The following is a 24,860-nucleotide window of genomic DNA, read 5'->3' as shown; positions in this document are numbered from 1 at the left end:
GCAACTCGGGCGCTAGCTCTCCGGCCGGACCGCCTCGCCGACGGTGTAGACGTCCTTGACTTTCACCTCGGTCACCGCGCGCCCCTCCGGGAACACCGCCCGCCAGTCACCGATGACGTGCAGTTCGTCGGTGCCCATGGCACGCACGACCATCAGGCCCTCGTCGTAGGCGCGGTGTGCCTTCCACCACAGGTTCACGAACGCCTGGGAGCGGATCAGGTGCATCCAGTCGGTGCGGTACAGCTCCCGGTTGTAGTTCGACTCCCCCATCGTGGAGACGAACTTCGCGTACATGGCCTTCACGTACTCCAGCGTGACCTCGTCGCCCTCGGCGATCGCCCGGTCGCGGGCGTCCTTCAGCAGGACCCGGAACTTCTCCAGCAGGTTCTCGGTGGCCCCGGAGGTCCACGACTCGTGGATCACGGGCGGGTCGCACAGCCCGTACCGGGGGCCGGAGAGCCGCTGCAGCAGGCGCAGCGTCGGCTCGGTCACCCACAGGGGGCCAGGTTCGTCCCGGTTGCCGAGCGGGTTGGGCAGATAGGCGTCGTGCTCCCAGTCGGGCGGGGTGACGAGGTGCACGCCGGCGCGGCGCCGGTCGTGCTGGTCGCCCGTGGAGTGTTCGAGCCGGCCGATCGGCAGATGGGTCTTGAGGGCGGACAGATAGGCGCCGTTGACGTCGAGGGCGGTCACCTGGTGCTCGCCGGGCGGGAGCGTGGGCCGGGTCCACTTGGGCCGGGCCTCCCAGATCTCGTCGGCGCCGCGGGCCGTGGGCTTGCGCAGGACGTCGGGCAGCCAGGGGTGGGCGACGATGTCGTACCGGCCGCCCTTGCGGGTCCGGTCCAGCAGCGCCATGGCGTCCGGGATGGCCCGTCTGACCAGGGCGGCGGTGGCGGCCTCGACGTCGCCGGAGTGCTGATCGAGGGCGGCCGCGACGGCGGCGGCGATCGGGTCCGGGGCCTCGCCCGTCCGCAGCCGCCGTCCGGCCGGGACGACCTTCTGGGGGCGCGGGGCGACGCTCGGCTCGGGGCGGGACTCCTCACGCGGAGGGGTCCGTTCGGCGTCATCGGTGCCGCATTCGGCGGGGTCGAGGTGCTGGGGGAAGCCCTCCACCTGGTGCCGGGCGGGCCGGCCGCACAGGACGCAGGGCTGAGGGGCGGACAACTCGTCGCCGTCGCCCGGGCCGCTCGTGGTGGCGGGCGCCTCCGGGGCGGGGGCGGCCTCGGTCGGGGAACCGGTGGACGGCTCGTCGGCCGGTGGGGTGGAGTCCGCGGCTAGTTTCGTGCGGGCGCCCTCCAGGAAGTAGGCGTACTTCTCGCGGACCTCGCCGCTCGGGTCCCGGCCGGACTCCCAGCCCGCGATCGTGGACGGTCCGACGCCGAGGGCCTGCGCCAGCTGGGGCCGGGACAGGCCCAGCTCCTCCCGCAGGGCGCGGCGCTCCGGCACCGGCGGCAGCGGGACCTCTTTCCTGGCCCCGGCGAGCAGGGCGTCGATCGCGTCGAAGTCGGTCATCGGGCCACCCCGTCCCCCACGGCGGCACGGGTGGGCCCGGCGGGGCGGGCCTGTCTGCGGCGCCGCTCGGCGGGCAGGGCCTCGGTGGCGCGGGTCGGGCCCGCGAGGAGGTCGAGCACGTCGATGCCGTAGTGCGCGGCGACGACGTCGCAGTCGGCGAGGCTCCAGACGGCCGCCCCGGACTGACGCCGGCTCACCTGGGCCTGGCTGACCCCGAGTACCGCCGCGAGGGCGGTCTGCGACTCACCGGTGGCGTGCAGGAGCGCGGCGACCGCCGCCCGCGCCCGCTCGTCGAGTCCCATACGCATGGGGGCGACTCTAGCGCGGGCCGCTCATGCCTCATGCGTACGGCGCATGCCGGTCGCCGTCCGGCCGGTCCGGGGGCGGCGGGGGCCGGGGGCTGACCTATCTTGGCGCCATGCAGGCATACACGATCGGTCAGGCGGCGCGGCTGCTGGGCGTCAGTCCGGACACGGCCCGGCGCTGGGCGGACGCGGGCAGGGTCGCCACCCATCGCGACGAGAGCGGCAGGCGGCTCATCGACGGCAAGGACCTCGCCGCCTTCTCCGTGGAGCTCGCGCGCTCCGGCGCGGGTGAGGAGGCGCCCTCCTCGACCTCGGTGCGCAACGCCTTCCCCGGGATCGTCACCGCGATCAAGCTGGGGGACGTGGCGGCCCAGGTGGAGATCCAGGCCGGGCCGCACCGGCTGGTGTCCCTCCTGACGCGGGAGGCCGTGGAGGAGCTGGGTCTGGAAGTGGGCATGGAGGCCACCGCGCGCGTGAAGTCGACGAATGTCCATGTCGACAGGGCCTGAGCGGGCCGGGCGTTCCGTGCGAACGCACATGCGAGGCCCGTGCGGCGATGCACCGGCTCGTGCGAAGCGACAGCGGGCCTTCCGCTTGCATCCGCGTCAGTATCATCATCGTCGGCGTACACGGGTGTGAAGCATGAGGGAGTGGAGGAGGGCGACGTGGAGAAGGACGTCCCCGGGCTCCCGGCCGGCGGTCGGCGGCGCCTGCGGGTGAGCCGCGCGGCTCCCCTGCCCCTGCTCGTCCCCGCCCTGATCGGGGTCGCGTTCCTCGTCCTGCCGCTGGTCGCGCTGCTCGTACGGGCGCCCTGGCGGAGCATGCCCGAGCTGCTGACCAGCGCCGAGGTGTGGCAGGCGCTGCGGCTGTCCCTGGTCTGCGCGACGGCGGCGACCGCGGTGAGCCTGGTCGTGGGCGTGCCGCTGGCCTGGCTGCTGGCGCGGGTCGAGTTCCCGGGGCGGCGGCTGGTGCGGGCCCTGGTCACCCTGCCGCTGGTACTGCCGCCCGTGGTCGGCGGTGTGGCGCTGCTGATGGCGCTCGGCCGCAACGGTGTGGCGGGGCGTCTGCTGGACGACTGGTTCGGGGTGACGCTGCCGTTCACCACGGCGGGGGTGGTGGTGGCCGAGGCGTTCGTGGCGATGCCGTTCCTCGTCATCAGCGTCGAGGGCACCCTGCGGGCCGCCGACCCGCGCTACGAGGAGGCCGCCGCCACCCTGGGCGCCTCCCGGTTCACCGCGTTCCGCCGGGTCACGCTGCCGCTGGTCGCGCCCGGCATCGCGGCCGGTGCCGTGCTCGCCTGGGCGCGGGCGCTCGGCGAGTTCGGGGCGACCATCACCTTCGCCGGGAACTTCCCCGGCCGGACCCAGACCATGCCGCTCGCCGTTTACCTGGCCCTGCAGAACGACCCGGAGGCGGCGATCGCGCTGAGTCTCGTCCTGCTCGCGGTGTCGGTCGCGGTGCTCGCGGGGCTGCGGGACCGCTGGACGACCGCCTCATGACCGGGACGGTTCACAGGACCGGGTCCTCACGCGACGGCGAGGGCCTGGACGCGCGACTGGTCGTGCAGCGGGACGCCTTCCGCCTCGACGTGGCGCTGCGCGCCGCGCCCGGAGACGTGGTCGCGCTCCTCGGCCCGAACGGGGCCGGCAAGACGACCGCGCTGCGCGCACTGGCCGGGCTGGTCCCGCTGTCCGCCGGGCATCTGCTGCTGGACGGCGCCGACCTCGGCCGTACGCCGCCCGAGGCCCGCCCGGTCGGCGTGGTCTTCCAGGACTATCTGCTCTTCCCGCATCTGTCCGCGCTGGACAACGTGGCGTTCGGGCCGCGCTGCCGGAAGGTCCCCAAGGCCGCCGCGCGTGCGCAGGCCGCCGCCTGGCTGGAGCGGTTGGGGCTCGCCGAGCACGCCGCGAGCAGACCACGCCGGCTGTCCGGTGGGCAGGCCCAGCGGGTCGCACTCGCCCGCGCCCTGGCGACCCGGCCGCGGCTGCTCCTCCTCGACGAGCCGCTCGCCGCGCTCGACGCCCGGACCCGGCTCGACGTACGGGCCCGACTGCGCCACCACCTCGCGGACTTCGAGGCGGTCGCCGTCCTGGTCACGCATGATCCGCTGGACGCCATGGTGCTGGCCGACCATCTCGTCGTCATCGAGGACGGGCGGGTCGTCCAGGAGGGCGGCCCGGCCGACATCGCGCGGCATCCGCGCAGCGACTACATCGCCCGGCTGGTCGGCCTCAACCTCTACCGGGGTGAGGCGGACGGGCACGCGGTACGGGTCGACGGCGGGCCGGTGGTCACGACCACCGAGGAGCTGACGGGCCCGGTCTTCGTCGCGTTCCCGCCGGGTGCGGTGACCCTGCACCGGGAGCGGCCCACGGGGTCCAGCGCCCGCAACCTCTGGCGCTGCGAGGTGGACGGCCTGGAGACGCACGGCGACCAGATCCGCGCGGCGCTCTCCGGTGAACTCCCGCTGGCCGCCGACCTGACGACGCTCGCCGCCGCCGAACTCGACCTGCGGCCCGGCGCGACGGTGTGGGCCACGGTCAAGGCGGCCCAGACCCACGCCTACCCGGCCTGATCCGGGCGGATCACCAGCCGGCCGGTGCGGCGGCTCTGGCATGCTGGGCGGGTGTTCGAGCCGTCGCCCGTCTCACCGGACGCCCCCTCCCGGGTCCGCAGTCCGCTGCTCACCCAGCAGTGGCTCGATCTCGCCTTTCTGCACTGGGCGGTCGAGCCGGATGCCGTGGCCCGGCTGCTGCCGCGCGGCACCGTCCCCGACACCTACGACGGGGCGACCTACGTCGGTCTCGTCGCCTTCCGGATGCATCGGGTCGGCTGGCTCGGGCTGCCCGGGGTGCCGTATCTGGGGACGTTCCCGGAGACCAACGTGCGGCTCTACTCGGTGGACGCGCACGGGCGGCGCGGGGTGGTGTTCCTCTCCATGGACGCCGCCCGGCTGATCCCGGTCGTCATGGGCCGCGTCGGCTTCCGGCTGCCGTACCTGTGGTCGCGGATGTCCGTGCGGCGGGCCGGCGACACCGTCACGTACGCCGGTCGCCGGAGGTGGCCGGGGCCGCGCGGCGCCTCCAGCCTCGTCACCGTGCGTGTCGGGGAGCCGATCGCCGAGCCGACCGGGCTGGAGCACTTTCTGACGGCCCGTTGGGGCATGCACAACGCGTTCTTCGGCGCGTCCGGGCCGTCGGCCTACCTGCCGAACGACCATCCGCGCTGGCCGCTGCACCGCGCCGAGGTGCTCACCTGCGAGGAGGACCTGATCACGGCGGCCGGTCTGCCGGCGCCCGCCGGAGATCCGGTCAGCGTGCTCTACTCCCCCGGTGTGCCGGTCCGGCTCGGGCGTCCGGCGCGCCCGGCGGGCCTGCCTACGCCCTGACGCGGAGGGGCCCGGACCGGTGATCCCGGTCCGGGCCCTTCGCCGACGCGTCGGTGCCTGCGTCAGCGGGCGTGACGCCTGGTGCGCATGAGCACCACGAACCCGGCGATCAGCAGCACCGCTCCGCCCGCGGCGGGCCAGAGCGAGGTGCCGGTCTCGGCGAGGTCGCCGCCGACCGCCTGCGCGCGCGCACCGCCCGTGAGGGAGTCGGTGTCGCTCGTCGGGGGCTGGGTCTGCGCGGGAGTGCCGATGACCTCCGCCTCGTCGTCGCCGGCGTCGTTCCCGGCGTCCGGCTGGCCGCTGACCTTCGGCGCCACCGTGGCGGACCCGGTCGGCCGGTCGTCCTGCCCGGTGCCGGCGTTGCCGTCGTCACCGTTGCCGGCGCCACCCTTACCGCCGTCGCCGCCCTTACCGCCGTCGTCGTTCTTACCGCCGTCGTCGTTCTTGCCGCCGTCGTCGTTCTTGCCGCCGTCGTTCTTGCCGCCGCCGTTCTTGCCGTCGTCGGGGCTGCCGGTTCCCGGGGCGTCGGTCGTCGGGGCCTGCGTGGCGGGCGGCTTCGTCTGGTCGTCGCCCTTGCCGCCGCCGTTCCCGCCGTTGCCGCCGCCGTTGTCGGCCGGCGGGGTGGTGGGAGCCTGGGTCGGCTCCTCCTGGCCACCGCCGCCGTTGCCACCGCCACCGTTGCCACCGTCACCGTTGCCGCCGTCGCCACCGTCGCCGGCGCCGACACCGCAGGTGCGTCCCGCGTTGATGCAGTCGACCATCTCGCTCATCAGCTTCTCGTCGAAGACGTTGATGAAGTCGCCGTGGTCGGTGACGGGCTTGTGCAGCTGCTCCGGGAAGGAGTCCACCGCGAACAGCGGAGTGGTCTTCCCGCCGTCCTGGAGGCTGGGCGCGTCGACGTCGTACACGATCCGCTGCACGAGCTGCGGGATGGCCTTGAAGCCGTTTCCGCAGCTGCCGTCGGCCGCCGCGAACGCCACGTGGGCGCGGTGGTTGGCGCTGTCGATGTTCTGGCCGTCCCAGCAGCTCTGGAACTTGAAGGTGCGCACCACGTCACTGCCCTTCGGGCACAGCGGGTACTTGTCCTTCAGCTGCCGGTCCTCGAACCCGGTGCAGCTCCACGAGGCGTTGGCGTTGGCCGGGCCGTTGACGAACGCCTTGGCGTCGCCGGTGATGATGCGCAGCAGGCGCGGCATCTCGGTGACCTTGCTCCGCGGGTTGCCCACGAAGTTCAGCGTCACCTCCTTGGCCCGGACGATCTCGCCGGCGTTGCCCTCGATGCCGCCGCCGGGCTTGTCCGCGTCCCGCTCCTGCTTGCCGTTCTGCAGGCGCAGCACCGGCCAGTAGTAGGTGGACTTGTCGCTCTGGTTCACACAGCTGGTCTCGGCGTTGGCCAGGTCCTCGTCGCTCGCGAAGGCGGAGTTGGACTGGTTGCCGATGTAGTCGTGGAAGTGGTGGGCGCCGTTGGAGACGCCGGGGGCCACGATCACGTTGTCCGAGTTGAACAGCCCGTTCTCGTTGACGCCGCAGCTGGTGGCGAAGGTGCCGCGGGAACCGCCCTTGCGTACGGCCGGCTTCGAGACGTTCGGCTGGACGGACTTGATGTCCACGTAGTCCTCGGCGACGGGGCCGTTGCCGGCCTGACCGCCGTTGCCGTTCTGGCCGTTGCCGCCGTTCCCGGCGTTCTGGTCGCCGCCGCCCTGCTGGCCGCCCTGGCCGGCGTCGCCCGTGTTCTGGGCGCCGTCGCCGGCCTGGTCGGCGGGGGCGCTGGTCTCGGGCGCGCGCAGGGTGCAGGCGGCGAGGGCGTCCAGGCCCTCGGGCCGGTCGCCCTGGCGGTCCACGGCGATGGCGATCCGCTCGATCGTGGCGGCGCGCTTCTCCTTCAGCGGATTCATGATCGCGTTGTCGGCGAAGGCCGCGTCCCGCTCGATGGCCTGCCCGGCGTTCATCAGACGCTGGTAGGCGTCGGCGATCTGCTGGTCCAGGAGGGCGAGTTCCTTGGCGACGTCCTCCTTCGCCCCTTCCGGCACGTTCGTCAGCTTGGTGCCGACGTCGGGGCAGTCGATCGTGCCGGCCGGGGTGGACAGCGTCTGGGCGGGGTCGGTCCCGCCCTCCTCGGTGGCCGAGGCATAGACATTGGCCGCGACGAGGCCGCCACCACCCAACATCAGCGCGACCGCTGCAAAGGTCGCGCGCCGTGCGCCCGTGGGGCGTCTCCGCGTGCTGCGTCCCAAGGAATTACTCCATCGCCTCGTGGTCGGTCAGGGCATGAAAATCCCCCTGCTCTCATACGGAGGCGGTCCCAGGTGTGTTCAACCGCATCGGAAATTCTCACAAGTTTCTCAGTGCCCGGCGGTTTGAAACGCTCTGGCCTGCGTCAACGCAGGTGGATGGAGGGTGAGTCGGTCAGGGCATGAGACCCGCGGCGAGCGTTGCGCCCAGCTCCCAGCACGCCTCGATGTCCTTCTTGGCGGGCTCGCCCGTCACCGTCACCGGCTGCGCGGCGGGCTGCCAGCCGAGCCCGGTGGTGATGGCGGTGACGGCCCGCAGGGCGCCGGTGACGTCGCTGCCCCCGTGCACGTAGTGCCCGAACGGGCGGCCCCGGGTGGCGTCGAGGCACGGGTAGTAGATCTGGTCGAAGAAGTGCTTCAGGGCACCGGAGATGTAACCGAGGTTGGCGGGTGTGCCCAGGAGGTAGGCGTCCGCATGGAGCACGTCGGAGGCGGTGGCGGACAGCGCGGGGCGGCGTACGACGTCGACGCCCTCGATCTCGGGCGCGGTGGCACCAGAGACGACGGCCTCCAGCAGGGCCTGGCAGTTGGGCGAGGGGGTGTGATGCACGATCAGCAGGGTGGGCACGACGGCACCCTGCCCCCGGGACGGCGGTCCGCGCAAGCGCCGCGCCCGGTGCCGGGTGGCGCTCAGCCGTCGGCGACGTGCACGCGCGCGATGGCCGAGGACAGCTCCGCCCGCAGCGCGGCGGGCAGCGGCGCGCCGCCCTGGGCGGACCGGACGAGGTCCTCGGCGAGGGCGCCCGGCTCGGTGCCGGCCCCTTCGGCGGCCGAGGCGAGCACCGCCCAGGCGTCCTGGGGGCCCAGGCCGTAGTAGGCCATGAGGACGCCCCGGGCGAGGTCGACGGTGGGCCGGGTGCGCATGGCCTGCCGCAGCTGGGCGAGTTCGGTCCGCAGGTCGTGGTCGGTCACGTCCCGCACCTCCTCGTCCCGGGGCGACGGGCCGGTCGCCTCGGTGCCGGCCGGGGCGGGGCCGGCGAACAGGTCCCGGGTGCCGGTCAGCGCGAGCAGCCGGTCGACCATGGCGCTGGCGGCGTGGAGCGTGACGGTCTTGCCGTCGGCCAGGGCACGCCGGCGTACCGCCAGGAGGTTGTTGAGCGCGGCGCAGTCGCAGAACGTGACGCCCCGCAGATCGACATCGACCCCGCGGACCGAACGGTCCAGGGCGGCCCGGAGGATCCGCTGGAACCGGTCCCCCGCGTCGAGGTCCAGCTCCCCGCGGACGACCACCTTCATGCGGTCGCCCTCCGGACACAGCGCCGCGACCACCGGAATCGGCTCCATCACCGGTGTGCCGGCGACGTCCGCATCCGTGGTGTCGCCTACGGCAGAAATGTGTACCGACGCGAGCTCGGGCATGTCCGCCTCTCCCTCAGGTCTCCCCGTCTCCCGTACAGCTTGAACCCGAACCGCCGTACACGTCAACTGATACATGAAACGCAGTACGTGTTTTTGTATACGTGAATCCGAGGTCGTAAGGTAGGGGCCATGGATGCAGTCCCTGAGCCGCACACCGGGTGGACGTTCCTCACCAATCACGCACGCGTGCTGGCCACGATCGCCGACAATCCGGATGTCCGCATCCGGCACATCGCGGCGCACTGCCGGCTCACCGAACGCGCCGTCCAGAAGATCATCTCGGAGCTGGAACGGGACGGTTACCTGTCCCACAAGCGCGAGGGCCGCACCAACACCTACCGGGTCGAGCCGGGCAAACTGCTGCGACACCCCGCGGAGGCGGGGCTGCCGGTCGCGGCGCTGATCGGTCTGCTCATCCAGGACCACGCGCAGCGGGAGACCGCGTCCGAGCAGTTGCGGGCGACGCGCTCGCCCATCCAGGTGGAGGGCTCGTCCGTCCAGGCCGAGGGCGGCTGACGGACGCCCCGGGAAGCCCGCGGCCGCTCAGCGCAGGACCCGCAGGGCGCCCGGCAGGACCCGGACGGTGACGGGGAGCGTGGCGTCCACCTCGCCGTCCGCGCCGTAGGGCACGTCCCGGTCGGCGGCGATCCTTATCTCCTTGCCCCGCAGGATCTCGACCTCGGGGCGGCGCACGTGCGCGCCGGTCTTGAGCTCGTTCATCAGGGCGAAGAACAGCCGGCGCGGCGCCTGCCGGATCATCACGAGGTCCAGCTGTCCGTCGTCGACGCGGGCGTCCGGCGCGATCCGGCGTCCGGAGCCGTAGTAGCCGGAGTTGGCGGCCACGACCGTGTAGCCGACGTGCAGATGCTCGTGGCCGTCGACGGTGACGCGGTAGCGGGCGGGGCGCCAGGTCGTGACGGCGCGCAGGCCACCGGCGTAGTAGGAGGCGGCGCCGCGCAGCAGGGTGGAGTTGTTCGCGTGCCGGTTGGCCAGGGCGTCGACCCCGGCGTACACGCTGCCGAGGACGACCGTGCGCGGGTGGACGGCCGACTCGACCTCGATGGTGTCGACCGCGCTGGGCTCGTGGTCGAGCAGTACCCGGGCGAGCGCCGCCGGATCGGTGGGCAGGTCGAGGGCGCGCGCGAAGTCGTTGCCGCGGCCGGCGGGGACGAGCCCGAGCAGGGCGTCGGTGCCGCTGAGGGCGCCGCCGACACCCCCGGCCATGCCGTCGCCGCCCACGGCGAGCACCACCCGCCCGCGTTCCCCGGCGTCCCGGGCCAGTTCCTGGGCGTGCGCCAGGCTGCGGCTGTACAGGGTCTCCAGGCCGGCGCCGGCCTCCCGCAGCGGCCGGGCCACGTCCAGCAGCGCGGCAGCCGCGGCGGACCCGCCCGCCGTGGGGTTGACGATGGCGGTGAACTGTCGCATCGGTGTGCCTTTCGGGCCGGCGGCCAGGAGCCGCCAGAGGCGGGAGGTGCAGGGGAATGTACCGGGGTGGTGCGTGGGCGCGTCAGTCGAGGGGCAGCAGGACGCCCGGGTTGAGCAGGCCCGACGGGTCCAGCCGGCGCTTGACGGCGCGCAGCGCCTGAACGCCCAGGGCGCCTGCCTCGCGGACGTACCAGTCGCGGTGGTCCGTGCCCACGCCGTGGTGGTGGGTGATGGTGCCGCCGGCCGCGAGGATCGCGTCGTTGGCGGCGCGCTTGGCCCGGTCCCAGTGGGCCACGGGGTCGTCGCCCTGCGCCGAGACGACGGTGAAGTACAGGGAGGCGCCGTTCTCGTACACGTGGGAGATGTGGCACATCACCAGGGGCGGGGTGCCGGCCTCGGTGAGCGTGCCGGTGAGGGCGTCGCGGACGGCGGCGTGGAGGCCGGGCAGGGACGACCAGAAGGTGGCGGTCTCCAGGGTCTCTGCGAACGCGCCCGCGTCCAGCAGGGAGTCCCGTAGATAGGGGGCGGAGTAGCGGCCGTGCGCCCAGCGCCGGCCCGGCTCCTCGCCGAGGGGGGTGCCGCCGCAGGCGCGCAGGACGGCCGCGGCCTGCTCGCGCCGGTGGGTGGTGTCCTCCTCGGTGCCCTCGTAGCCGGTGATCGCGAGGCAGCCCGCGTCCTGCGGGAGGGAGCCGCCGATGGCGTCGGGCTGGGCGAGGCCGACGAGGGTCTCGGTCTCGTCGGACAGCCGGAGCACGGTGGGGCGCGGGCCGTCCTGGGCGAGGCGGCGCAGCGCGGCGGCGCCCTCCTCGAAGGAGGCGAACCGCCAGCCCTCGTATACGCGGGTCCGCGGGACGGGCCGGACCCGGACGGTCACGGAGGTGATGACGCCGAACGCGCCCTCCGAGCCGAGCAGGAGCTGGCGCAGGTCGGGACCGGCGGCCGAGCGCGGGGCGCGGCCGGTGTCGAGGGTGCCCTCGGGGGTGGCGGCGGTCAGGCCGAGCACCATCTCGTCGAAGCGGCCGTACCCGGCGGACGCCTGGCCGCTGGAGCGGGTGGCGGCGAAACCCCCGATGCTGGCCCACTCGTAGGACTGCGGGAAGTGGCCCAGGGTGAAGCCGTGTGCGGCGAGCAGCGCCTCGGCCTGCGGGGCGCGCAGGCCCGGTTGCAGGGTGGCGGTGCGGGAGACCGGGTCGAGGGCGAGCATCCGGTCCATGCGGCGCAGGTCCAGGGCGACGAAGGGGCGCCGGCCGGTGGGCGCGAGGCCGCCGACGACGGAGGTGCCGCCGCCGAACGGGACGACGGGCAGGCCGTGTTCGCCGCAGGCGCGCAGGACCGCGACGACCTCGTCGTGGTCGGCGGGCAGGACGACGGCGGCCGGGATGTCGGCGGCCACCTCGCCGTCGCGGATGCGCAGCAGGTCGGGGGTGGACTTGCCCCGGGTGTGGCGGACGCGTGCCTCGGCGTCGGTGCGGACGTGCTCCGCGCCGCCGGCCGCGGCCTCGAGGGCCTGGAGCGCGGCGGGTTCGAGACCCGGCTCGGGTACGGCGATGTCCGCGAGGGCGACCGGCGCGGTGGTGCGCGGCTTGACGCCGAGCAGGTCGCGCAGCAGCCCGGTCACGGTCTCGGGCAGGGGGGCCGCCTTGGCGGGGTCGCCCCAGCCACTCCACAGCATGTCCATCGGCTGTCGTCCTCACCGTCGAGTCGGGCGATGCCGTGTCCCGGACGGCCTCGCAGGCGTTACACTGTGACACATGACGCCTATTCGTCACAACCACTCGGACGGTGACGCGGTCCTCGACGCGGTGCGGGACTGTGTCCTCGCCGTCGGAGTCCGCCGTACGACGATGACCGACGTGGCCCGCCGCGCCGGGGTCTCCCGGATGACGCTGTACCGGCGCTGGCCCGATGTGCGCTCCCTGGTCGGGGATCTGATGACCCGTGAGTGGGTCGCGGCCGCCACCGGCGCCATGCCCGAACGGCGGCCCGGGACGCTCACCCGCGACCTGATCGCCGACGGGCTGGTCGCGGGCGTGGCCGCGTTCCGCGCGCACCCGCTCTTCCACAAGATCCTCGACGTCGACCCGGAACTGCTCCTGCCGTACGTCCTCGACCGGCGCGGCGCGAGCCAGGAGGCGCTGCTCGCCCTGCTCGCCGACGTGCTGCGGGAGGGCCACGCCGACGGGTCGGTGCGGCAGGGGCACGTCGAACGGCAGGCGCGGGCCCTGCTGCTGATCGTGCAGTCCTTCGCCCTGTCCCTGCGGACCATGACCGACGCGGACGACACCGAGCTGAACGGCGACGCCTTCCTGGCGGAGCTGCGCGGCATCATCGAGAGGACCCTGACGCCATGAGCACCGCCCCTCCCCCGCCCGGCGGCGCGTCGCTGTCCGCCGCCCGGCGCGCCCGCGAACTCTCCGCGACCGTCGGCGGTCCGGCCGTCGACGTCCTGGTCGTCGGTCTCGGCGCGACCGGCGCGGGCGCCGCCCTGGACGCCGCCTCCCGCGGGCTGACGGTCGCCGCGATCGACGCGCACGACCTCGCCTTCGGCACCTCGCGCTTCAGCAGCAAGCTGATCCACGGCGGTCTGCGCTACCTCGCCTCCGCGCAGTTCGACGTCGCCCACGAGAGCGCCGTCGAGCGCGGGGTGCTGATGGAGCGCACGGCACCGCACCTGGTGCGCGCCCAGCCGTTCGTGCTGCCCCTGACCCCGCTGGTCTCCCGCGCCCAGTCCGCGCTGGCCTGGGCCGGCTTCCGGGCCGGCGACACGCTGCGCCTCGCGGCGCGCACCGCCCGCGCCACGCTGCCCGCCCCGCGCCGCCTCTCCGCCGTCGAGACCCGGCACCTCGCTCCCGCCCTGCGCGCCCAGGGCCTGCGCGGCGGACTGCTGTCCTGGGACGGCCGGCTCACCGACGACGCCCGCCTCGTCACCGCCGTGGCCCGCACCGCCGCCGCGCACGGCGCCCGCGTGCTGACCCGGGTCCGGGCCCTGGAGCTCGGCGCGTCAGGCGCCCGCGTCCGTGACGAACTGACCGGCGAGGAGGGCGAGATCAGGGCCCGCGTCGTCGTCAACGCCACCGGCGTCTGGGCCGACGGACTGGTCGAGGGCATCCGCATCCGCCCCTCGCGCGGCACGCACCTCGTGCTGCGCTCCGACCGGCTGGGCCCGCTGCCCGCCGGACTGCACGTGCCCGTCCCCGGGGAGACCAACCGCTTCGTGCTGGTGCTGCCGCAGGGCGACGGCCGGGTGTACGTGGGCCTCACCGACGAGCCCGTCGAGGGCCCCTTCCCCGACGTCCCCGAGGTGCCGGAGACCGACATCGGCTTCCTGCTCGACGTGCTCGGCTCCGTCCTGGACGCGCCGGTCGGACGCGAGGACGTCGTCGGCGCGTTCGCCGGGCTGCGCCCCCTGCTCGACACCACGGCCGAGGGCGGCTCGGGGGCCGCCCGTACCTCGGACGTCTCCCGCCGGCACGCGGTCCTCACCTCGTCCGAGGGCGTGATCACGGTGGTCGGCGGCAAGCTCACCACGTACCGGCGGATGGCCGAGGACGCCGTCGACGCCGCCGTGGCCACCGGCCGGATCGGCGCCGGGCCCTCCCCCACCGCGTCGCTCCCGCTCGTCGGCGCCGCGTCGCCCGCCGCCCTCGCGGCCGTCCGGGCCCCGCGCCGCCTCGTCCAGCGCTACGGCACCGAGGCCGCGGCCGTCGCGGCACTGGGCGCCCGCGACCCCCGGCTCGCCGAGCCGCTCCTTCCCGGCCACCCCGTCACCGCCGCCGAACTGCTGTGGGCGGTACGGCACGAGGGCGCCCTGGACGAGTCCGACCTCCTCGACCGGCGCACCCGCGTCGGCCTGGTCCCGGCCGACCGGACGGCCGCCCTGGACGCCGCACGCGAGGCCCTGGGCGAGGAGGCTCCGGCGGGGGCCGGCGAGGGGTGACCCCCGGCCGGGCCTCGCGAGGTCAGCGGCGGTGGAACCGCCACACGTGGTTGTCCCGGTGGCCCTCCACGCCGTCGGGGGACGTGTGCGGGCTGCGGACCGTCTCCCGTGTCACCACCGTCCACTCCGCCTCGGCGAGGGCCAGGTCCTCGTCGACGCTGTCCAGGGTCGGGAACTCCGCCTCGAAGGGCGGCTCGGTCTGCCAGGACGGCCAGCCCGCGTGCAGGACGAGCAGCAGGCTGCCGCCGGGCGCCACGGCGTCGGCCGCCCGGCGCAGGACGAGGCGCTGGTCGAGCGGGACGGGCGACTGCAGGAACTGCGCGTTGACCAGGTCGTACGTCCCACCCGGGAACGTCTCCCCGAGGACGTGCCGCTCCCAGGACGTGCGGTCGGCGACCCCGGACTCGGCGGCGTGCCGGGCGGCCCGCTCCAGCGCCGTGCGGGAGATGTCGACACCGGTCACCGTCCAGCCCCGCGAGGCGAGCCACACTACGTCGGCGCCCTCCCCGCAACCGAGGTCGAGTGCGGTGCCCGGGGTCAGCCCCTCGGTCTCGCGCACGAGCAGCGCGTTGGGGCGGCCGCTCCACACGGGGCCGCCGTCGCGGTACCGGGCCTCCCAGAACTCGGCGGCCTCCAGGGCGTTCGTCTCGGTCACGGGTGCCTCCCGGTGCATAGGAAAGGGGCGCGGTCGCGCACCTCAAGCCTGCGCGGGGGGATTCCCCGGCGACAAACACCGTTGCCGGATCGGCAAACCGTCGCGCTACGGGGCCTCCAGCCAGAAGCCGGCCCGGGTCCGCCAGAGGTCCAGCAGTGCCGTGTCGCCGCCGGTCACCACGGCCGGGGCGGGCCGACGGTAGAAGTACAGGAGGAGGTCGGTCACCGGGCCGCGCGCGGTCGCCGCGGGAGCGCCGGAAGCGGCCCTCAGGACCGGGCGTTCGCCGGTGAGGTCGACGTGCCACGTCCCCGCGCCGGGGGCCTCGAAGCGCACCGTGCGGCCGGGGCCGAGCAGGTCGGGCAGGTCCGGGTGGGGCGCGTACGCCTCGGGGAACGTGGAGAACTCCAGCCACTCCTCCACCGCGTCGGCGGCGAGACGGGCGTCGAGCGTGAACGGCGTCCCGGTCGTCAGTGCCGCGTCGGCCCGGTGCACGGCTGTCTCGTACGCCATCCGCCGGGCCCAGAACCGCACGGGCGCCGGCCGGTCCGCGGACGGGTTCCACGCGAGGACGTCGGGTCCCGCGGAACGCAGGGTGGCGCTCAGACGTGCCGCGCCCTCGGTGAGCCACGGCAGCAGGGTGGACGTGTCCGCGCTCGGGTCGGCGCGGGGGGCGTCGACGAGGTCGTTCCCGACGGGGCCTGCGGCCCGGGTCCGGACGATCTCCTCGGCCCAGCGGTGATCACCGCCGACGTGCCGCAGCAACTGCCCGAGGGTCCAGCCGGGGCAGGTGGGCACCGGGGCGGAGAGGCCCGCGCCGCGCACCTGGGCGGTGAGCCGTTCGGTCTGCGTGACGATCGTGTCGCAGTGGTCCTCGAAGGCGGGCGGAGTCATCGCCTCATGATGCCGCAGGGCCGCGTGTCCGAGGGCTCGACTACTGTGAGGCGGCTGATCAGGATCGGGTGGGGAGCGACCATGCGGGTGAGGACGGGACGGATACGGCGCGGGGTGGCCGGCGCGGCCTTGCTGGGCGCGGTGCTGACGGGGTGTTCGGGAGGCTCCGGCGAGGAGCCGGCGGACGGCCGGGCGAGTGCGTCGGCCGAGGTGTCCGGAAGCGGGCCGGGCGCGGCGAGAAGCGGGGGGAGCGTCGGCGCCGCCGGATCGGCCTGCGAGCTCCCCGTGACCTTCGACATCGCCGCGTCCTGGAAGCCGAAGGCCGTCGACCCGAAGCCCGCCGGGAACGACGACGAGCTGGCCGGGGAGCTGGCGGACGCCCTGCTGCACCAGGGCCCGGTCACCATGGCCTGCGAGATCGACGCCAAGCCGGCCGGCGCCATCGGCTTCCTGCGCGTCTGGACGGGCGAGCCCGGCGACGCCGACGCGCGCTCGGTGCTGAAGGAGTTCGTCGCGGCGGAGGAGGGCGCCGGGAAGGCGAAGTACCGCACCTTCGAGGCGGCGGACGGCGTCACGGGCGCCGAGGTGACGTACCAGTACACGAGCAAGGTCCTGGACGAGACGAAGGAGCAGCGGGCCCTGGCCGTGACCACGAAGCGCGGCCCGGTCGTCCTCCACCTCGGCGGACTGGACACGGAGGAGCACCGGGCGATGCTCCCGGCCTACGAGCTGGCCAAGCGGACCCTGCGCGCCGGCTGAGCCGGGCGCCGTCCGTTCAGTCGCCTCGGGTGAGGAACCGGTCGAGGACGGCGGTCAGTTCGGCCGGCTTCTCCACGGGCAGCTCGTGCCCGGCGTCCAGCACCCGGACCTCCGCGTCCGGGTAGGCCGTGGCCAGGCGCAGCATCGGGCCGATCGGCAGCTGGACGTCGTGGTAGCCGTGCACGATCAGGGTCGGCGCCTGGATCGCGCCGAGCCGGTCGGAGACGTCGAAGGCGCGCATGGCGCCGTACAGCGTCATGACGACCTCGCGCGGGGTGCCGGCGGAGGCGCGGATGTGGGCCCGGACCTCCTCGCGGGGGTGGCCGGGCGCGAAGGCGCGCTGGATGTTGGCCGCGACGAACAGCTTGAACGGCACGAGCGTCGAGGCCGCCATCAGCAGGGCCCGGCCACGGCTGTAGGCCATCTTGCCGATGGAGTTGACCAGCACCATGCGCTCGACCCGCTCCGGGTGGGACAGCGCGATGGTCTGGGCGATCATGCCGCCCATCGAGTGGCCGACGATCACGAACCGCTCGATCTTCAGGTGGTCCAGGAGCGCGAGGACGTCGGCGGCGAGGTCGTCGACGCGGCGCACGCCCGCCCCGGTGCTCTCGCCGTGCCCGCGCAGGTCGAGCCGGACGACCCGGCGCGCCTGGGAGAAGTGGGCCGTCTGGTGGTCCCAGCGGTGCCGGTTCGCCGTCCAGCCGTGCACGAACACCAGGGGCGCGCCCTCGCCGTCGCGGGGGCCCTCGTCGTCGTACGTCAGGGTGGCACCGTCGACTTCGAGCTGCGGCATGGAGGGCCTCCTGGGAGCGAGCCGGTTACTGACCGGTACGGTATCCGGCCGTGCGGCCCGCCGTCACCGGCGTTCACCGAGGAAGTCGAGGATGTGCCCGAACACGTCGAGGGCCGCACCCCGGCCGAGGAACGTGTCCAGGTGCCCGTAGCCCGGGATCTCCGTGTAGCGGACGTCGAGTTGGGGCTGCCGACTGGCCAGGACCTCGTGGCACAGCTTCTGCGAGTCGAGCCACAGGCCGTTCTCGCTGCCCGACAGGAGCAGCACCGGGGTGTCGATACGGCCGGCGGCGTCCAGGGCGTTCTCCGGCAGGGCGCGGTAGCGGTGGTCGGTGTCGTGCCAGCGGACGACCGTACGGGCCAGTTCGATCCGGCGCAGATGCGGCAGGATCCACAGCGGGGCGGGACCCAGGAGTTCGGCCAGCCGGTCGTGCGTGGCGGCGGACAGGTGCTCGTGGACGAACAGGGAGGCACCGGTCCCCCACGCCGAGTGGTGCAGGATCTGGCAGGTCGGGTCGGGGCAGTCCGCGCCGCGCGAGGCCAGCGCGAACAGCGGGGTGTACTTCGACCACAGGCCGACCCTGCGGAAGTCGACGGGGATGTGGTCGACGCTGGACCTCAGCAGCTCGCCCGCCAGGGTCATGCGCAGCGAGGTGCGGCCCGCGAGCTTCGGCGTGAGGAAGACGCCCTGGGACACCACGCCGGCCAGCCCCGGCACCAGGCCCGCCGTCATGCTCAGGGACAGGGTGAGGGAGCCGATGCAGTGGGCGACCACGAAGAGCGGCCGGTCGCCGATGCGCGCCCGGACGCGGGAGACGGCGGCCGGGATGTCGTGCAGCGCCACGTCGTCGTACGTGTAGCGCCCGCCGGTCTCGTTGTACGGCAGCCGGCAGCTGCCCCGCCAGTCCAGCAGCCACGGCTCGTAGCCGTCGTCCAGGAGGACGTCGACCAGGTTGCGGGTCTCCGGCAGCAGGAACATGTCGGCGGAGGCGGTGTGCCCGTGCAGCAGCAGCACGGCGGGCCGGCCCTGCTCGCCCGGGTCCACGCGGGTCAGGCCGAGGCGCACCCCGTCGCCCGCCCGCAGCGGGATCTCCTCGACGGTGGCCGGGTCGAGGCGGTGCCGCAGGGGCCGGGGGGTCACGGTGCTCCGGACCCTGCGCAGGGCCGGCCGGGTCGTACGGGGGGCTGGGGTCCGGAAGATCATCGGTGGTTCTCCGTGAGGTTCGGGGTGCGGCGCAGGTCGAGCAGGTCCGCGGCGGCCCGGGCGAAGGGCCCGGCCAGGCCCCGGCCCATCTCCAGCCCGAACCAGGCGAGCCAGGTCAGCTTGGCGGCGCGTTTCTCCCGGCCGGTCAGGCGCGGGTCCATCCGGATGCCGTCGATCTGGTCGCGGACGTAGGTGCCGGCGGGGACGACGACCTCGCCCGCCAGGGTCGCCGGTGCGCCCTCGCGGCCCAGTTCCACCGTGAGGGTCCGGGTCTGCCGCCACAGGTCCCGGCGCGCGCGGGCGTACTTGTGGCCCTCCAGCCACCAGCGGCCCCCGTCGGCGTCGGTCAGCGCCAGGCGGTAGCGCAGCAGCGGGTGGCGCAGGCCGTGGTGGTGCGGGATGCCCTCCTCGGGGCGCACCCAGACGTCGCCGCGGGCCACGGTGAGCGGTGCCGGGTGCACGGCCGGGCAGGTGACCTCGCCGCGGACGTCGACGCGCCGCTCGGTCACCAGTTGGTGCATGCTCGCCACGGACAGGGTCAGGGCCATCGAGCAGGGCCCGTCGGGCGCGGACCCCACCGGGCCGACGCCGCCCTCCGTGGTCTCGGAGAACCACAGGTAGGGCTGGTCGTCCTTGTGCGGCAGCCGGGCCAGGCCGTCACCGGCGAGGCGTTCGAACGTCTTCAGCTGCGCCCGGGCGTCGTAACGGGCGGCGGGCGGCAGACCGAGCGCCTCGACGAGCGCGTCGGTGCGGTCGGCCCTGGCCGCCGGGCCCGTCAGCGTCGCCTCGCACAGCTTCAGCGCGGTCGGGCTGCGCAACACCCTGGTCAGGAAGCCCAGTTCGGGGACGGGCTCGGCCTCCAGGCGGGCGAGTGTGTCGGCGCGCCACTCCTCCCAGTCGTGCACGCGCACGTGCATCCCGCCGAAGGCCATGTCCCGTACGACGTCGTCGAGCGTGTTGGGGACGCCGGTGAGGTGGTAGTCGAAGCCCCAGGCGTCCGGTTCGCAGATCACGGCGACCGCGACCCGGCTCACCCAGTCGACCGGGGCGGCGTTGAGGTGCCGGAAGGCGGGGACCGTGCGGTACCGGGCGAACGCCGACAGCAGGCCGCTGCTGAGGTCCTGGGCGTTGTAGGCGCCGGTCCTCGTGTGCCCGCCGATCCCGCCGGGCCGCAGTGCCGTGACGACCAGACCGTGGTCGCGGGCGCGGCGCAGGGCGACCTCGGCGGCCCACTTGGACTGGTCGTAGCCGGCGACGAGGCGGTCGATGTGCGCGAGCGGGTCGTCCTCGCCCATGGAGGGGATGCCGACCTCGTTGAACACGGCGACGGACGAGATGTGGTGCAGCGGCTTGGGGCGGCCCGTCGCGGCGAGTTCGGCCAGGGTGAGCGCGCCCAGCACGTTGCTCGCGCGCAGCGACGGGTAGCCGCGCAGAAAGTCGACGGCGGCGGCGACCGAGACGACACTGTCCAGTTGCCCGGCGAGGCGGTCCCAGAGCTCGCCGGACAGGCCGAGGCGGGGTTCGCGGATGTCGCCGGGGAGGACGGTGACCCGCCGGCGGACCTCCGACGACCAGGGCAGCGCGTACTTCTTGAGCGCCTCGCCGAGCCGGGCCACGGCCGCCTCCTCGTCGGCTGCGCGGACCAGGCAGTACACATGGGCGTCGCTGTGCCGCAGCAGGTCCAGGAGGATATGGCTGCCGAGGAAGCCGGTGGCGCCGGTCAGCAGGACCCGGCGGGGCGGGGCCGGTTCGGGCGATCCGACGAACGGCAGACGGTCGGCGAGGGAGAGGTCGGCGAGGATCTGCGCGAGGTCCTCGGGGCGGGCCACGGCATCGGAGGGAGCGGCGGGGGCGGCGGGGGACGGTGCGGGGAGGACGGGTGCGGGAGTCCGGGCCTCGGTGGGCGCCTGTGCGGCGGGCTGTTCCACGGCGGCCATGACCCCGTCCGCCCCGATGGCACGCCGGACCAGGCTCGCGGGCCGCGCGTCCGCGAAGACCTCGTCGAGGTCGATCGTCAGGCCGAGGTCCGCCTCCAGCGCGGCGACCAGTTCGACCGCGTGCACGGAGGTGCCGCCCGCGTCGAAGAAGTCCGCGTCGGGCGCCAGATGCCCGGCGGGGACGTACCGACCCGCGAGGGCGGCCACGGCGGAGACGAGGGCCGGCTCGTCTCGGGGGGTGGGGGCGGGCTCGTCGCGGGGGGCGACGGCCGGCTCAGGGGCGGCGGCCGTCACCCCCTGGGGTGGGCCGGCGTCGGGCGTGAGCCCGGCCAGCAGGTCGGTCACCGAGAGACCGATGCCGCCCCGCTCGATCGCCTCGGCGGTCGCCCGTTGGTCGGCGGGCGCCGGCCTGTTCTCGTTCACCTCACGCATGGAAGCCCTTCAAGTCGCTTTGCACGTATGTCGATGGGAGCCGCCGCCGTCACGTCCGCCGCCAGGAGCGGAACGCCCGGAGACCGTCCGGGGTGACGACGGCCTCCAACCGGTCGTCGTCCAGGTCGCCTCCGCCCAGCGCCGCGAGCAGCCGGCGCGCCGGTGTGTTGCGGGGGGTGCGTTCGGCGGTCAGCCGGACCTCGGCGCATCCCGACTCCTCGGCGCGTCCGGCCAGCCAGGTCAGGAGGCGTTCCTCGACGCCCCGCCCGAGGGCGCGGCAGCTGAGCAGCCAGCCGGTGACGTCGAGCCGGTCGCCCTCGGCGCGTAGAGCGAGGAGGCCGATCTGGCCGTAGTCGCCGAAACGGTCGCGGGCGGACGCCGTCCACACCTCGCCGTGCTCGCGCCAGCGGCGGACGTCTCCGCCGTCGGCGGAGCGGGCGCGCAGGGTGAACTGGTTGGTGCGGCGCACGAGTTGCTCGGCGCGACCGACGTCCGCGTCGGTCAGGGCCCGGACATCGACCTCCAGCCGCAACTGCTCGAGGAACTCCTCGAACCCGGTCTCCTCGCGTACGGCGTCCCGTCGCCGTTCCTGTGCGTAGAACCGGGCGCGCAGCGCGTCCTCGGCCGTGGCCGCGACCGGGACCACCGGCCACAACCGGTCCAGGAACGCGGGTAGTTCACCGGTGCCCGGGCAGGTCACCGAGAGCACCTGGGGTGCGGTAGCCCGCATCCGGGCGATCTCCGCCGGGTTGTCGTCGAGGAACAGGAAGCTGTCCAGGCCCAGACCGAGGGTGCGGGCCGCTTCGGCCAGCCGGTCCGGCTTCGGTTCCCACGCGGCGGAGATCACACTGAAGTGCTCCGCCTTCAGCAGGCTGTCCGGGCGGTCCAGCACAGCCCGTACGGTGTCCTCGTCGTTGTTGCTGACCAGCACGAGCAGCGTGCCGGCCGCCCGCCACTGGAGAAGCCGACGGGCCAACAGGGTCCGATCGCCGCCCAGTTCGACGCCCTCGGGGCCCGCCTCGCCGGCCACGCCACCCCACAGGGTCTCGTCTCCGTCGACGGCGATCACCTTGGGTGCCGGTCGGTGCGCGGCGCGCAGGGCCTCGGCCAGGCGCAGCGCCACCGCGGCCTGGAACGGCGCGGTGAACGGCAGATGGGCCAGCCGCTCGGTGCGTTCGTCGAACGGCTGGTCCACGCCGTGGTCCCGGGTCCACGCGTCCGGCCCGAGGACGGCCACACCGGGCACCTCGGCCAGGTCGGCGGCGACCTCCCGCTCCCATCCGGCGAGGCGTTCCCCGGCGTGGGCGGAGGGCAGGACGCCGACGACGAGCGGGGCGCGGCGGCGTTCGGCGGCGGCGCGAACGGCGCCCGTGTAGGCCGCGCGCAGTTCGGCCAGTCCTTCGTCGTCGACGGGGCCGAAGCGCTCGAGGTCGGCGGCCCGCAGCAGGACGGCGCCCGCGGTCGTGTCCGGGGCGGCGAAGACACCCGACGGGTCGCGCAGGGCGGCCGGCACCTGGTGGTACGGGGCTTCGGCGACGGTGACCGGGGTGCCGGGCGCGGCAGCGCCGAGGGCCGCCTCGCACATCCGCGGCAGGTTGCCCAGGGCGAACGTGGCGGCGAGGGCGAGCCGGTGGCCGGGCCGGGCGGCCGGTGCCGGGGCGCGCACCGGGGCGGACGGGTCGTCCACCGTGTCCGCGAGGAGCCGGAGCAGTTCCTCGCCGAGTCCGGTGGCGGCGTCGGCGTCCAGGATGTCGAGGTTGTGGTCGAGCCGGATCCGGCCGGCGTCCGGTGTCATGGTGACCATCAGGTCGAGGTCGGAGTGGCCGGTCCCGGCCGGCAGCACCTCCAGGGCCTTCAGACCGCCGCCGGAGCGGACGTAGTTGAAGTACACCTCGACCAGGGGCGCGTCGGCCCGGTACAGGCCCTCCTCGGCCAGCACCGGGAGCACGTCGGAGAACATCGCGCCCTTCGTCAGCACCTTCTCCAGGCGTCCGTCGGTGCGGCGCAGCACCTCCTCGACCCGCTCCCCCGCCCGCGCCTCGGCGGGGAACGGCACCGGCACCCCGAAGAAGCCCACCGCGTCGTAGGCGTCGGCGTGGACGCGGGTGTCGACGGGCACGGCGAGGACGAAGCGCTCCCGTTCGCGCCTGCGGGCCAGCAGGACGGTGAGGACGCCGAGGCAGAACGCGGCCGGGGTGACGGCGAGGGTGCTCGCGGCGGCCGCTATCCGCTCGGCCAGCCCGTCGGGGATCGGCAGGGTGACGCTCCCGGCCCGGTAGGTGCGGGTCTTCGGGCGGGGCCGGCTCAGGGTGAGGTCGAGGCGGGCGCTGCCCCGGAACATCTCGTGCCACCCGTCCACGACGCCGGGCCCGTCGGCGCGCTGTGCCTCGATGAGCTGGTGGGCCTCGCGGTTGGTGACGGTGCCGCCGAGCGGTCCCGTGGTCAGCTCGGCGTCGATCTCGGCCGCCACCAGCAGCAGTGACTGCAGGTCGCTGACGGCGTGGTGGGCGCCGTAGACGAGGATCTGGCCGTGCTCGCCGCAGTCCAGCAGCTCGAAGCGCCACAGGGGTGCCGTGGCCAGGTCGAAGGGCGGTTCGAGGAGGGCGCGGAGCCGGGCGGCGGCGTCCGGTTCCGTGCCGTCGGGGACGACGGTCCAGCGCAGCGGTGTCGCCGCGAGCTCCCGGCGTACGCGCAGCACGCGCCCGCCGCCGTCCGCGTCCGTCACGGCGGTGCGCAGGGCCGCGTGCCGGGCGACGAGGCGGTCGAGGACGCCGGCCAGGGTCGCCCGGGTGACGGGGGTGGTGAGGCGTACGGCGAGACCGACGGCGTGGGCGGCCTCGGGCATGCCGGGCCGGGCGCTGCGCAGCAGCCGTACGACGTCGCGGGTCGCGGGGAGGCGTTCCTCGTCGGGGACCTCGGCCGTGGCGTCCGGCTCGTCGGGGGCCGTGTGCGTGCGCCCGGGCAGCGCGGTGCGCAGCGCCTCGGCGAGGCCGCGCAGGTCGGAGGCGGAGAAGACGGTGGCGGCGGGGAGTTCGACGCCGAGGTCGCGGGCGAACGCGTTGCGCAGCCGCACCAGCATCAGCGAGTCCAGGCCGAGTTCCTTCAGGGCGGTCGTCGCCGGGACCTGGGCGGGGCCGCCGGAGACCTCGGCGATCCGGGCGCGGACGTACGCCTCGAGCCGGACGGCCCGTTCGGCGTCGTCGGCCGCCGCGAGCACCTTCTCGACGAGGTCGTCGGTGCCGGTGGCCGGGGCGGGCAGGGTCACCAGGCCGGCGAGGATCGGGCGGGTGCGGACGGCGTCCGGGTCGAGGGCGAGCAGTTCCCAGTCCAGGGCGAGCGGGGCGAGCTGCCGTCGGGAGGTGGTCAGCACCCGGTCGAACAGTTCCCCGCCGTTCCCGGCGGACAGGGCGACCAGTCCGGAGCGGGCGGTCTGCGCGGCGCGGGCGTCGGACCCCGCGACCATGCCCACGCCGGCCCACGCTCCCCAGTCGAGGCTGAGGGCCCGGCGTCCGCGCAGGGCGAGGTGGTGGGCCCACGCGTCGAGGAAGGCGTTCGCGGCGGAGTAGGCGCTCTGCCCGGCGGAGCCGAGCAGACCGGCGGCGGACGCGAACAGCACGAAGTCCGCTGCCTCCGGGACGAGTTCGGTCAGCAGGGCGGTGCCCAGGACCTTCGGGGCGAGCACGGCCGTGACGCGGTCGGTGTCGAGGTGGGCGAGGGTGGCGTCGTCGAGGACACCGGCCGTGTGCACGACCCCGGTGATCGGCCCGAGCGCCGCGCGCACGCCGTCCAGCGCGGCCGTGAGGGCGGCGCGGTCGGTGACGTCGGCGCGGGCCACGTGCACGGTGACGCCGTGTGCGCGGAGCCCGTCGATCCAGGTGAGGGCGTCCGCCCCGGGGGCGCTGCGGGCCAGCAGGGCCAGCCGGCGGACGCCCCGCGCGGCCAGCCGTTCGGCGACGACCCGGCCGAGGCCGCC

General features: G+C 74.7%; 22 protein-coding genes. 8 read left to right on the top strand and 14 right to left on the bottom strand.

Translation table 11 applies throughout. The annotated features are described in order from the left end of the window. Positions 1-12: 12 nt before the first annotated feature. Together F8R89_RS33440 and F8R89_RS33435 are read right to left on the bottom strand one after the other, a co-directional pair. Positions 13-1,509, bottom strand: a complete 1,497-nt coding sequence (locus tag F8R89_RS33440; protein WP_151787512.1) for a helix-turn-helix domain-containing protein — start codon at positions 1,507-1,509, stop codon at positions 13-15. Then, positions 1,506-1,817: a helix-turn-helix domain-containing protein gene (locus F8R89_RS33435; protein WP_151787511.1), complete on the bottom strand. Its 312-nt coding sequence runs from the start codon at positions 1,815-1,817 to the stop codon at positions 1,506-1,508. The genes F8R89_RS33440 and F8R89_RS33435 overlap by 4 nt, the downstream gene beginning before the upstream one ends. A gap of 110 nt (positions 1,818-1,927) precedes the next feature. On the opposite strand from F8R89_RS33435, the gene F8R89_RS33430 reads away from it, so the two are divergent. The 4 genes from F8R89_RS33430 (at position 1,928) to F8R89_RS33415 (ending at position 5,202) form a co-directional block, all read left to right on the top strand. Further along, positions 1,928-2,323: a TOBE domain-containing protein gene (locus tag F8R89_RS33430; RefSeq protein WP_151787510.1), complete on the top strand. Its 396-nt coding sequence runs from the start codon at positions 1,928-1,930 to the stop codon at positions 2,321-2,323. 156 nt (positions 2,324-2,479) lie between these two features. Next, on the top strand, positions 2,480-3,313 hold the full coding sequence (gene modB, locus F8R89_RS33425) for a molybdate ABC transporter permease subunit (protein WP_413251281.1): 834 nt from the start codon (positions 2,480-2,482) through the stop codon (positions 3,311-3,313). Then, positions 3,310-4,389 (top strand): ABC transporter ATP-binding protein, encoded by a 1,080-nt coding sequence (locus F8R89_RS33420; RefSeq protein WP_151787508.1) that lies wholly within the window; start codon positions 3,310-3,312, stop codon positions 4,387-4,389. Before modB ends, F8R89_RS33420 begins: the two co-directional genes overlap by 4 nt. A gap of 51 nt (positions 4,390-4,440) precedes the next feature. Further along, the gene (locus F8R89_RS33415) at positions 4,441-5,202 is read left to right on the top strand and encodes a YqjF family protein (RefSeq protein WP_151787507.1); all 762 of its coding nucleotides are present in this window, start codon (positions 4,441-4,443) and stop codon (positions 5,200-5,202) included. Positions 5,203-5,264: 62 nt separating this feature from the next. On the opposite strand, the gene F8R89_RS33410 is transcribed toward F8R89_RS33415, so the two are convergent. From F8R89_RS33410 to F8R89_RS33400, 3 genes are all read right to left on the bottom strand, one after another. Next, entirely contained in the window at positions 5,265-7,370 is a 2,106-nt protein-coding gene (locus F8R89_RS33410; protein ID WP_151788380.1) for a DUF1996 domain-containing protein, read from the bottom strand. A 238-nt stretch (positions 7,371-7,608) separates the two neighbouring features. Beyond that, positions 7,609-8,061, bottom strand: a complete 453-nt coding sequence (locus F8R89_RS33405) for a flavodoxin family protein (RefSeq protein WP_151787506.1) — start codon at positions 8,059-8,061, stop codon at positions 7,609-7,611. Between the two features lie 62 nt (positions 8,062-8,123). After that, positions 8,124-8,729, bottom strand: a complete 606-nt coding sequence (locus tag F8R89_RS33400) for an STAS domain-containing protein (protein ID WP_225994567.1) — start codon at positions 8,727-8,729, stop codon at positions 8,124-8,126. A gap of 252 nt (positions 8,730-8,981) precedes the next feature. Between F8R89_RS33400 and F8R89_RS33395 the strand changes: the two genes are divergently transcribed. Then, positions 8,982-9,368, top strand: coding sequence for a helix-turn-helix transcriptional regulator (locus tag F8R89_RS33395; protein WP_151787504.1), 387 nt, complete (start codon positions 8,982-8,984; stop codon positions 9,366-9,368). A 27-nt stretch (positions 9,369-9,395) separates the two neighbouring features. Here the strand turns inward: F8R89_RS33395 and F8R89_RS33390 are convergent, their stop codons facing one another. Both F8R89_RS33390 and F8R89_RS33385 read right to left on the bottom strand, forming a co-directional pair. After that, positions 9,396-10,277: a YegS/Rv2252/BmrU family lipid kinase gene (locus F8R89_RS33390; RefSeq protein WP_151787503.1), complete on the bottom strand. Its 882-nt coding sequence runs from the start codon at positions 10,275-10,277 to the stop codon at positions 9,396-9,398. Positions 10,278-10,359: 82 nt separating this feature from the next. After that, positions 10,360-11,955 (bottom strand): FAD-binding oxidoreductase, encoded by a 1,596-nt coding sequence (locus F8R89_RS33385; RefSeq protein WP_151787502.1) that lies wholly within the window; start codon positions 11,953-11,955, stop codon positions 10,360-10,362. A 73-nt stretch (positions 11,956-12,028) separates the two neighbouring features. Here F8R89_RS33385 and F8R89_RS33380 point away from each other — a divergent pair, with 73 nt between their 5' ends. Together F8R89_RS33380 and F8R89_RS33375 are read left to right on the top strand one after the other, a co-directional pair. Continuing rightward, on the top strand, positions 12,029-12,628 hold the full coding sequence (locus F8R89_RS33380) for a TetR/AcrR family transcriptional regulator (RefSeq protein ID WP_151787501.1): 600 nt from the start codon (positions 12,029-12,031) through the stop codon (positions 12,626-12,628). Continuing rightward, a complete protein-coding gene (locus tag F8R89_RS33375; RefSeq protein ID WP_151787500.1) occupies positions 12,625-14,214 on the top strand; it encodes a glycerol-3-phosphate dehydrogenase/oxidase in 1,590 nt (529 codons plus the stop codon). The genes F8R89_RS33380 and F8R89_RS33375 overlap by 4 nt, the downstream gene beginning before the upstream one ends. A 22-nt stretch (positions 14,215-14,236) precedes the next feature. Here F8R89_RS33375 and F8R89_RS33370 read toward each other — a convergent pair whose 3' ends face one another. From F8R89_RS33370 to F8R89_RS37255, 3 genes are all read right to left on the bottom strand, one after another. Next, the gene (locus F8R89_RS33370; RefSeq protein ID WP_225994566.1) at positions 14,237-14,869 is read right to left on the bottom strand and encodes a class I SAM-dependent methyltransferase; all 633 of its coding nucleotides are present in this window, start codon (positions 14,867-14,869) and stop codon (positions 14,237-14,239) included. Positions 14,870-14,974: 105 nt separating this feature from the next. Continuing rightward, positions 14,975-15,760 (bottom strand): maleylpyruvate isomerase family mycothiol-dependent enzyme, encoded by a 786-nt coding sequence (locus F8R89_RS33365; protein WP_151787498.1) that lies wholly within the window; start codon positions 15,758-15,760, stop codon positions 14,975-14,977. Beyond that, entirely contained in the window at positions 15,757-16,059 is a 303-nt protein-coding gene (locus F8R89_RS37255; protein WP_318841319.1) for a hypothetical protein, read from the bottom strand. Before F8R89_RS37255 ends, F8R89_RS33365 begins: the two co-directional genes overlap by 4 nt. Here F8R89_RS37255 and F8R89_RS33360 point away from each other — a divergent pair. Continuing rightward, positions 15,971-16,519 (top strand): lipoprotein, encoded by a 549-nt coding sequence (locus F8R89_RS33360; protein ID WP_318841318.1) that lies wholly within the window; start codon positions 15,971-15,973, stop codon positions 16,517-16,519. The two genes, F8R89_RS37255 and F8R89_RS33360, sit on opposite strands and share 89 nt — an antisense overlap. 16 nt (positions 16,520-16,535) lie before the next feature. On the opposite strand, the gene F8R89_RS33355 is transcribed toward F8R89_RS33360, so the two are convergent. From F8R89_RS33355 to F8R89_RS36980, 4 genes are all read right to left on the bottom strand, one after another. Further along, on the bottom strand, positions 16,536-17,315 hold the full coding sequence (locus F8R89_RS33355; RefSeq protein WP_151787496.1) for an alpha/beta fold hydrolase: 780 nt from the start codon (positions 17,313-17,315) through the stop codon (positions 16,536-16,538). A gap of 63 nt (positions 17,316-17,378) precedes the next feature. After that, entirely contained in the window at positions 17,379-18,455 is a 1,077-nt protein-coding gene (locus tag F8R89_RS33350) for an alpha/beta hydrolase (RefSeq protein ID WP_225994565.1), read from the bottom strand. A gap of 59 nt (positions 18,456-18,514) precedes the next feature. Then, positions 18,515-20,887 carry a thioester reductase domain-containing protein gene (locus F8R89_RS33345; protein WP_151787494.1) on the bottom strand — a complete coding sequence of 791 codons (2,373 nt, stop codon included), beginning with the start codon at positions 20,885-20,887 and terminating at the stop codon, positions 18,515-18,517. A gap of 49 nt (positions 20,888-20,936) precedes the next feature. Continuing rightward, positions 20,937-24,830 carry an HAD-IIIC family phosphatase gene (locus tag F8R89_RS36980; RefSeq protein ID WP_264158912.1) on the bottom strand — a complete coding sequence of 1,298 codons (3,894 nt, stop codon included), beginning with the start codon at positions 24,828-24,830 and terminating at the stop codon, positions 20,937-20,939. Between the last annotated feature and the right edge of the window lie 30 nt (positions 24,831-24,860).

It is taken from the genome of Streptomyces sp. SS1-1, assembly GCF_008973465.1.
Taxonomy (GTDB): Bacteria; Actinomycetota; Actinomycetes; order Streptomycetales; family Streptomycetaceae; genus Streptomyces.
This window is presented reverse-complemented; position numbering and strand designations above follow the sequence as displayed.

Excerpts from the sequence above, each read along its gene's own strand:
- F8R89_RS33400 (WP_225994567.1), bottom strand. The coding sequence starts at position 8,729 with ATGAAGGTGGTCGTCCGCGGGGAGCTGGACCTCGACGCGGGGGACCGG.
- F8R89_RS33345 (WP_151787494.1), bottom strand. The coding sequence starts at position 20,887 with ATGCGTGAGGTGAACGAGAACAGGCCGGCGCCCGCCGACCAACGGGCG.
- F8R89_RS33430 (WP_151787510.1), top strand. The coding sequence starts at position 1,928 with ATGCAGGCATACACGATCGGTCAGGCGGCGCGGCTGCTGGGCGTCAGT.
- F8R89_RS33355 (WP_151787496.1), bottom strand. The coding sequence starts at position 17,315 with ATGCCGCAGCTCGAAGTCGACGGTGCCACCCTGACGTACGACGACGAG.
- F8R89_RS33435 (WP_151787511.1), bottom strand. The coding sequence starts at position 1,817 with ATGCGTATGGGACTCGACGAGCGGGCGCGGGCGGCGGTCGCCGCGCTC.
- F8R89_RS33395 (WP_151787504.1), top strand. The coding sequence starts at position 8,982 with ATGGATGCAGTCCCTGAGCCGCACACCGGGTGGACGTTCCTCACCAAT.
- F8R89_RS33365 (WP_151787498.1), bottom strand. The coding sequence starts at position 15,760 with ATGACTCCGCCCGCCTTCGAGGACCACTGCGACACGATCGTCACGCAG.
- F8R89_RS33385 (WP_151787502.1), bottom strand. The coding sequence starts at position 11,955 with ATGGACATGCTGTGGAGTGGCTGGGGCGACCCCGCCAAGGCGGCCCCC.
- F8R89_RS33420 (WP_151787508.1), top strand. The coding sequence starts at position 3,310 with ATGACCGGGACGGTTCACAGGACCGGGTCCTCACGCGACGGCGAGGGC.
- F8R89_RS33375 (WP_151787500.1), top strand. The coding sequence starts at position 12,625 with ATGAGCACCGCCCCTCCCCCGCCCGGCGGCGCGTCGCTGTCCGCCGCC.
- F8R89_RS33410 (WP_151788380.1), bottom strand. The coding sequence starts at position 7,370 with ATGTTGGGTGGTGGCGGCCTCGTCGCGGCCAATGTCTATGCCTCGGCC.
- F8R89_RS33380 (WP_151787501.1), top strand. The coding sequence starts at position 12,029 with ATGACGCCTATTCGTCACAACCACTCGGACGGTGACGCGGTCCTCGAC.
- F8R89_RS33390 (WP_151787503.1), bottom strand. The coding sequence starts at position 10,277 with ATGCGACAGTTCACCGCCATCGTCAACCCCACGGCGGGCGGGTCCGCC.
- F8R89_RS37255 (WP_318841319.1), bottom strand. The coding sequence starts at position 16,059 with ATGTCGAAGGTCACGGGGAGCTCGCAGGCCGATCCGGCGGCGCCGACG.
- F8R89_RS33440 (WP_151787512.1), bottom strand. The coding sequence starts at position 1,509 with ATGACCGACTTCGACGCGATCGACGCCCTGCTCGCCGGGGCCAGGAAA.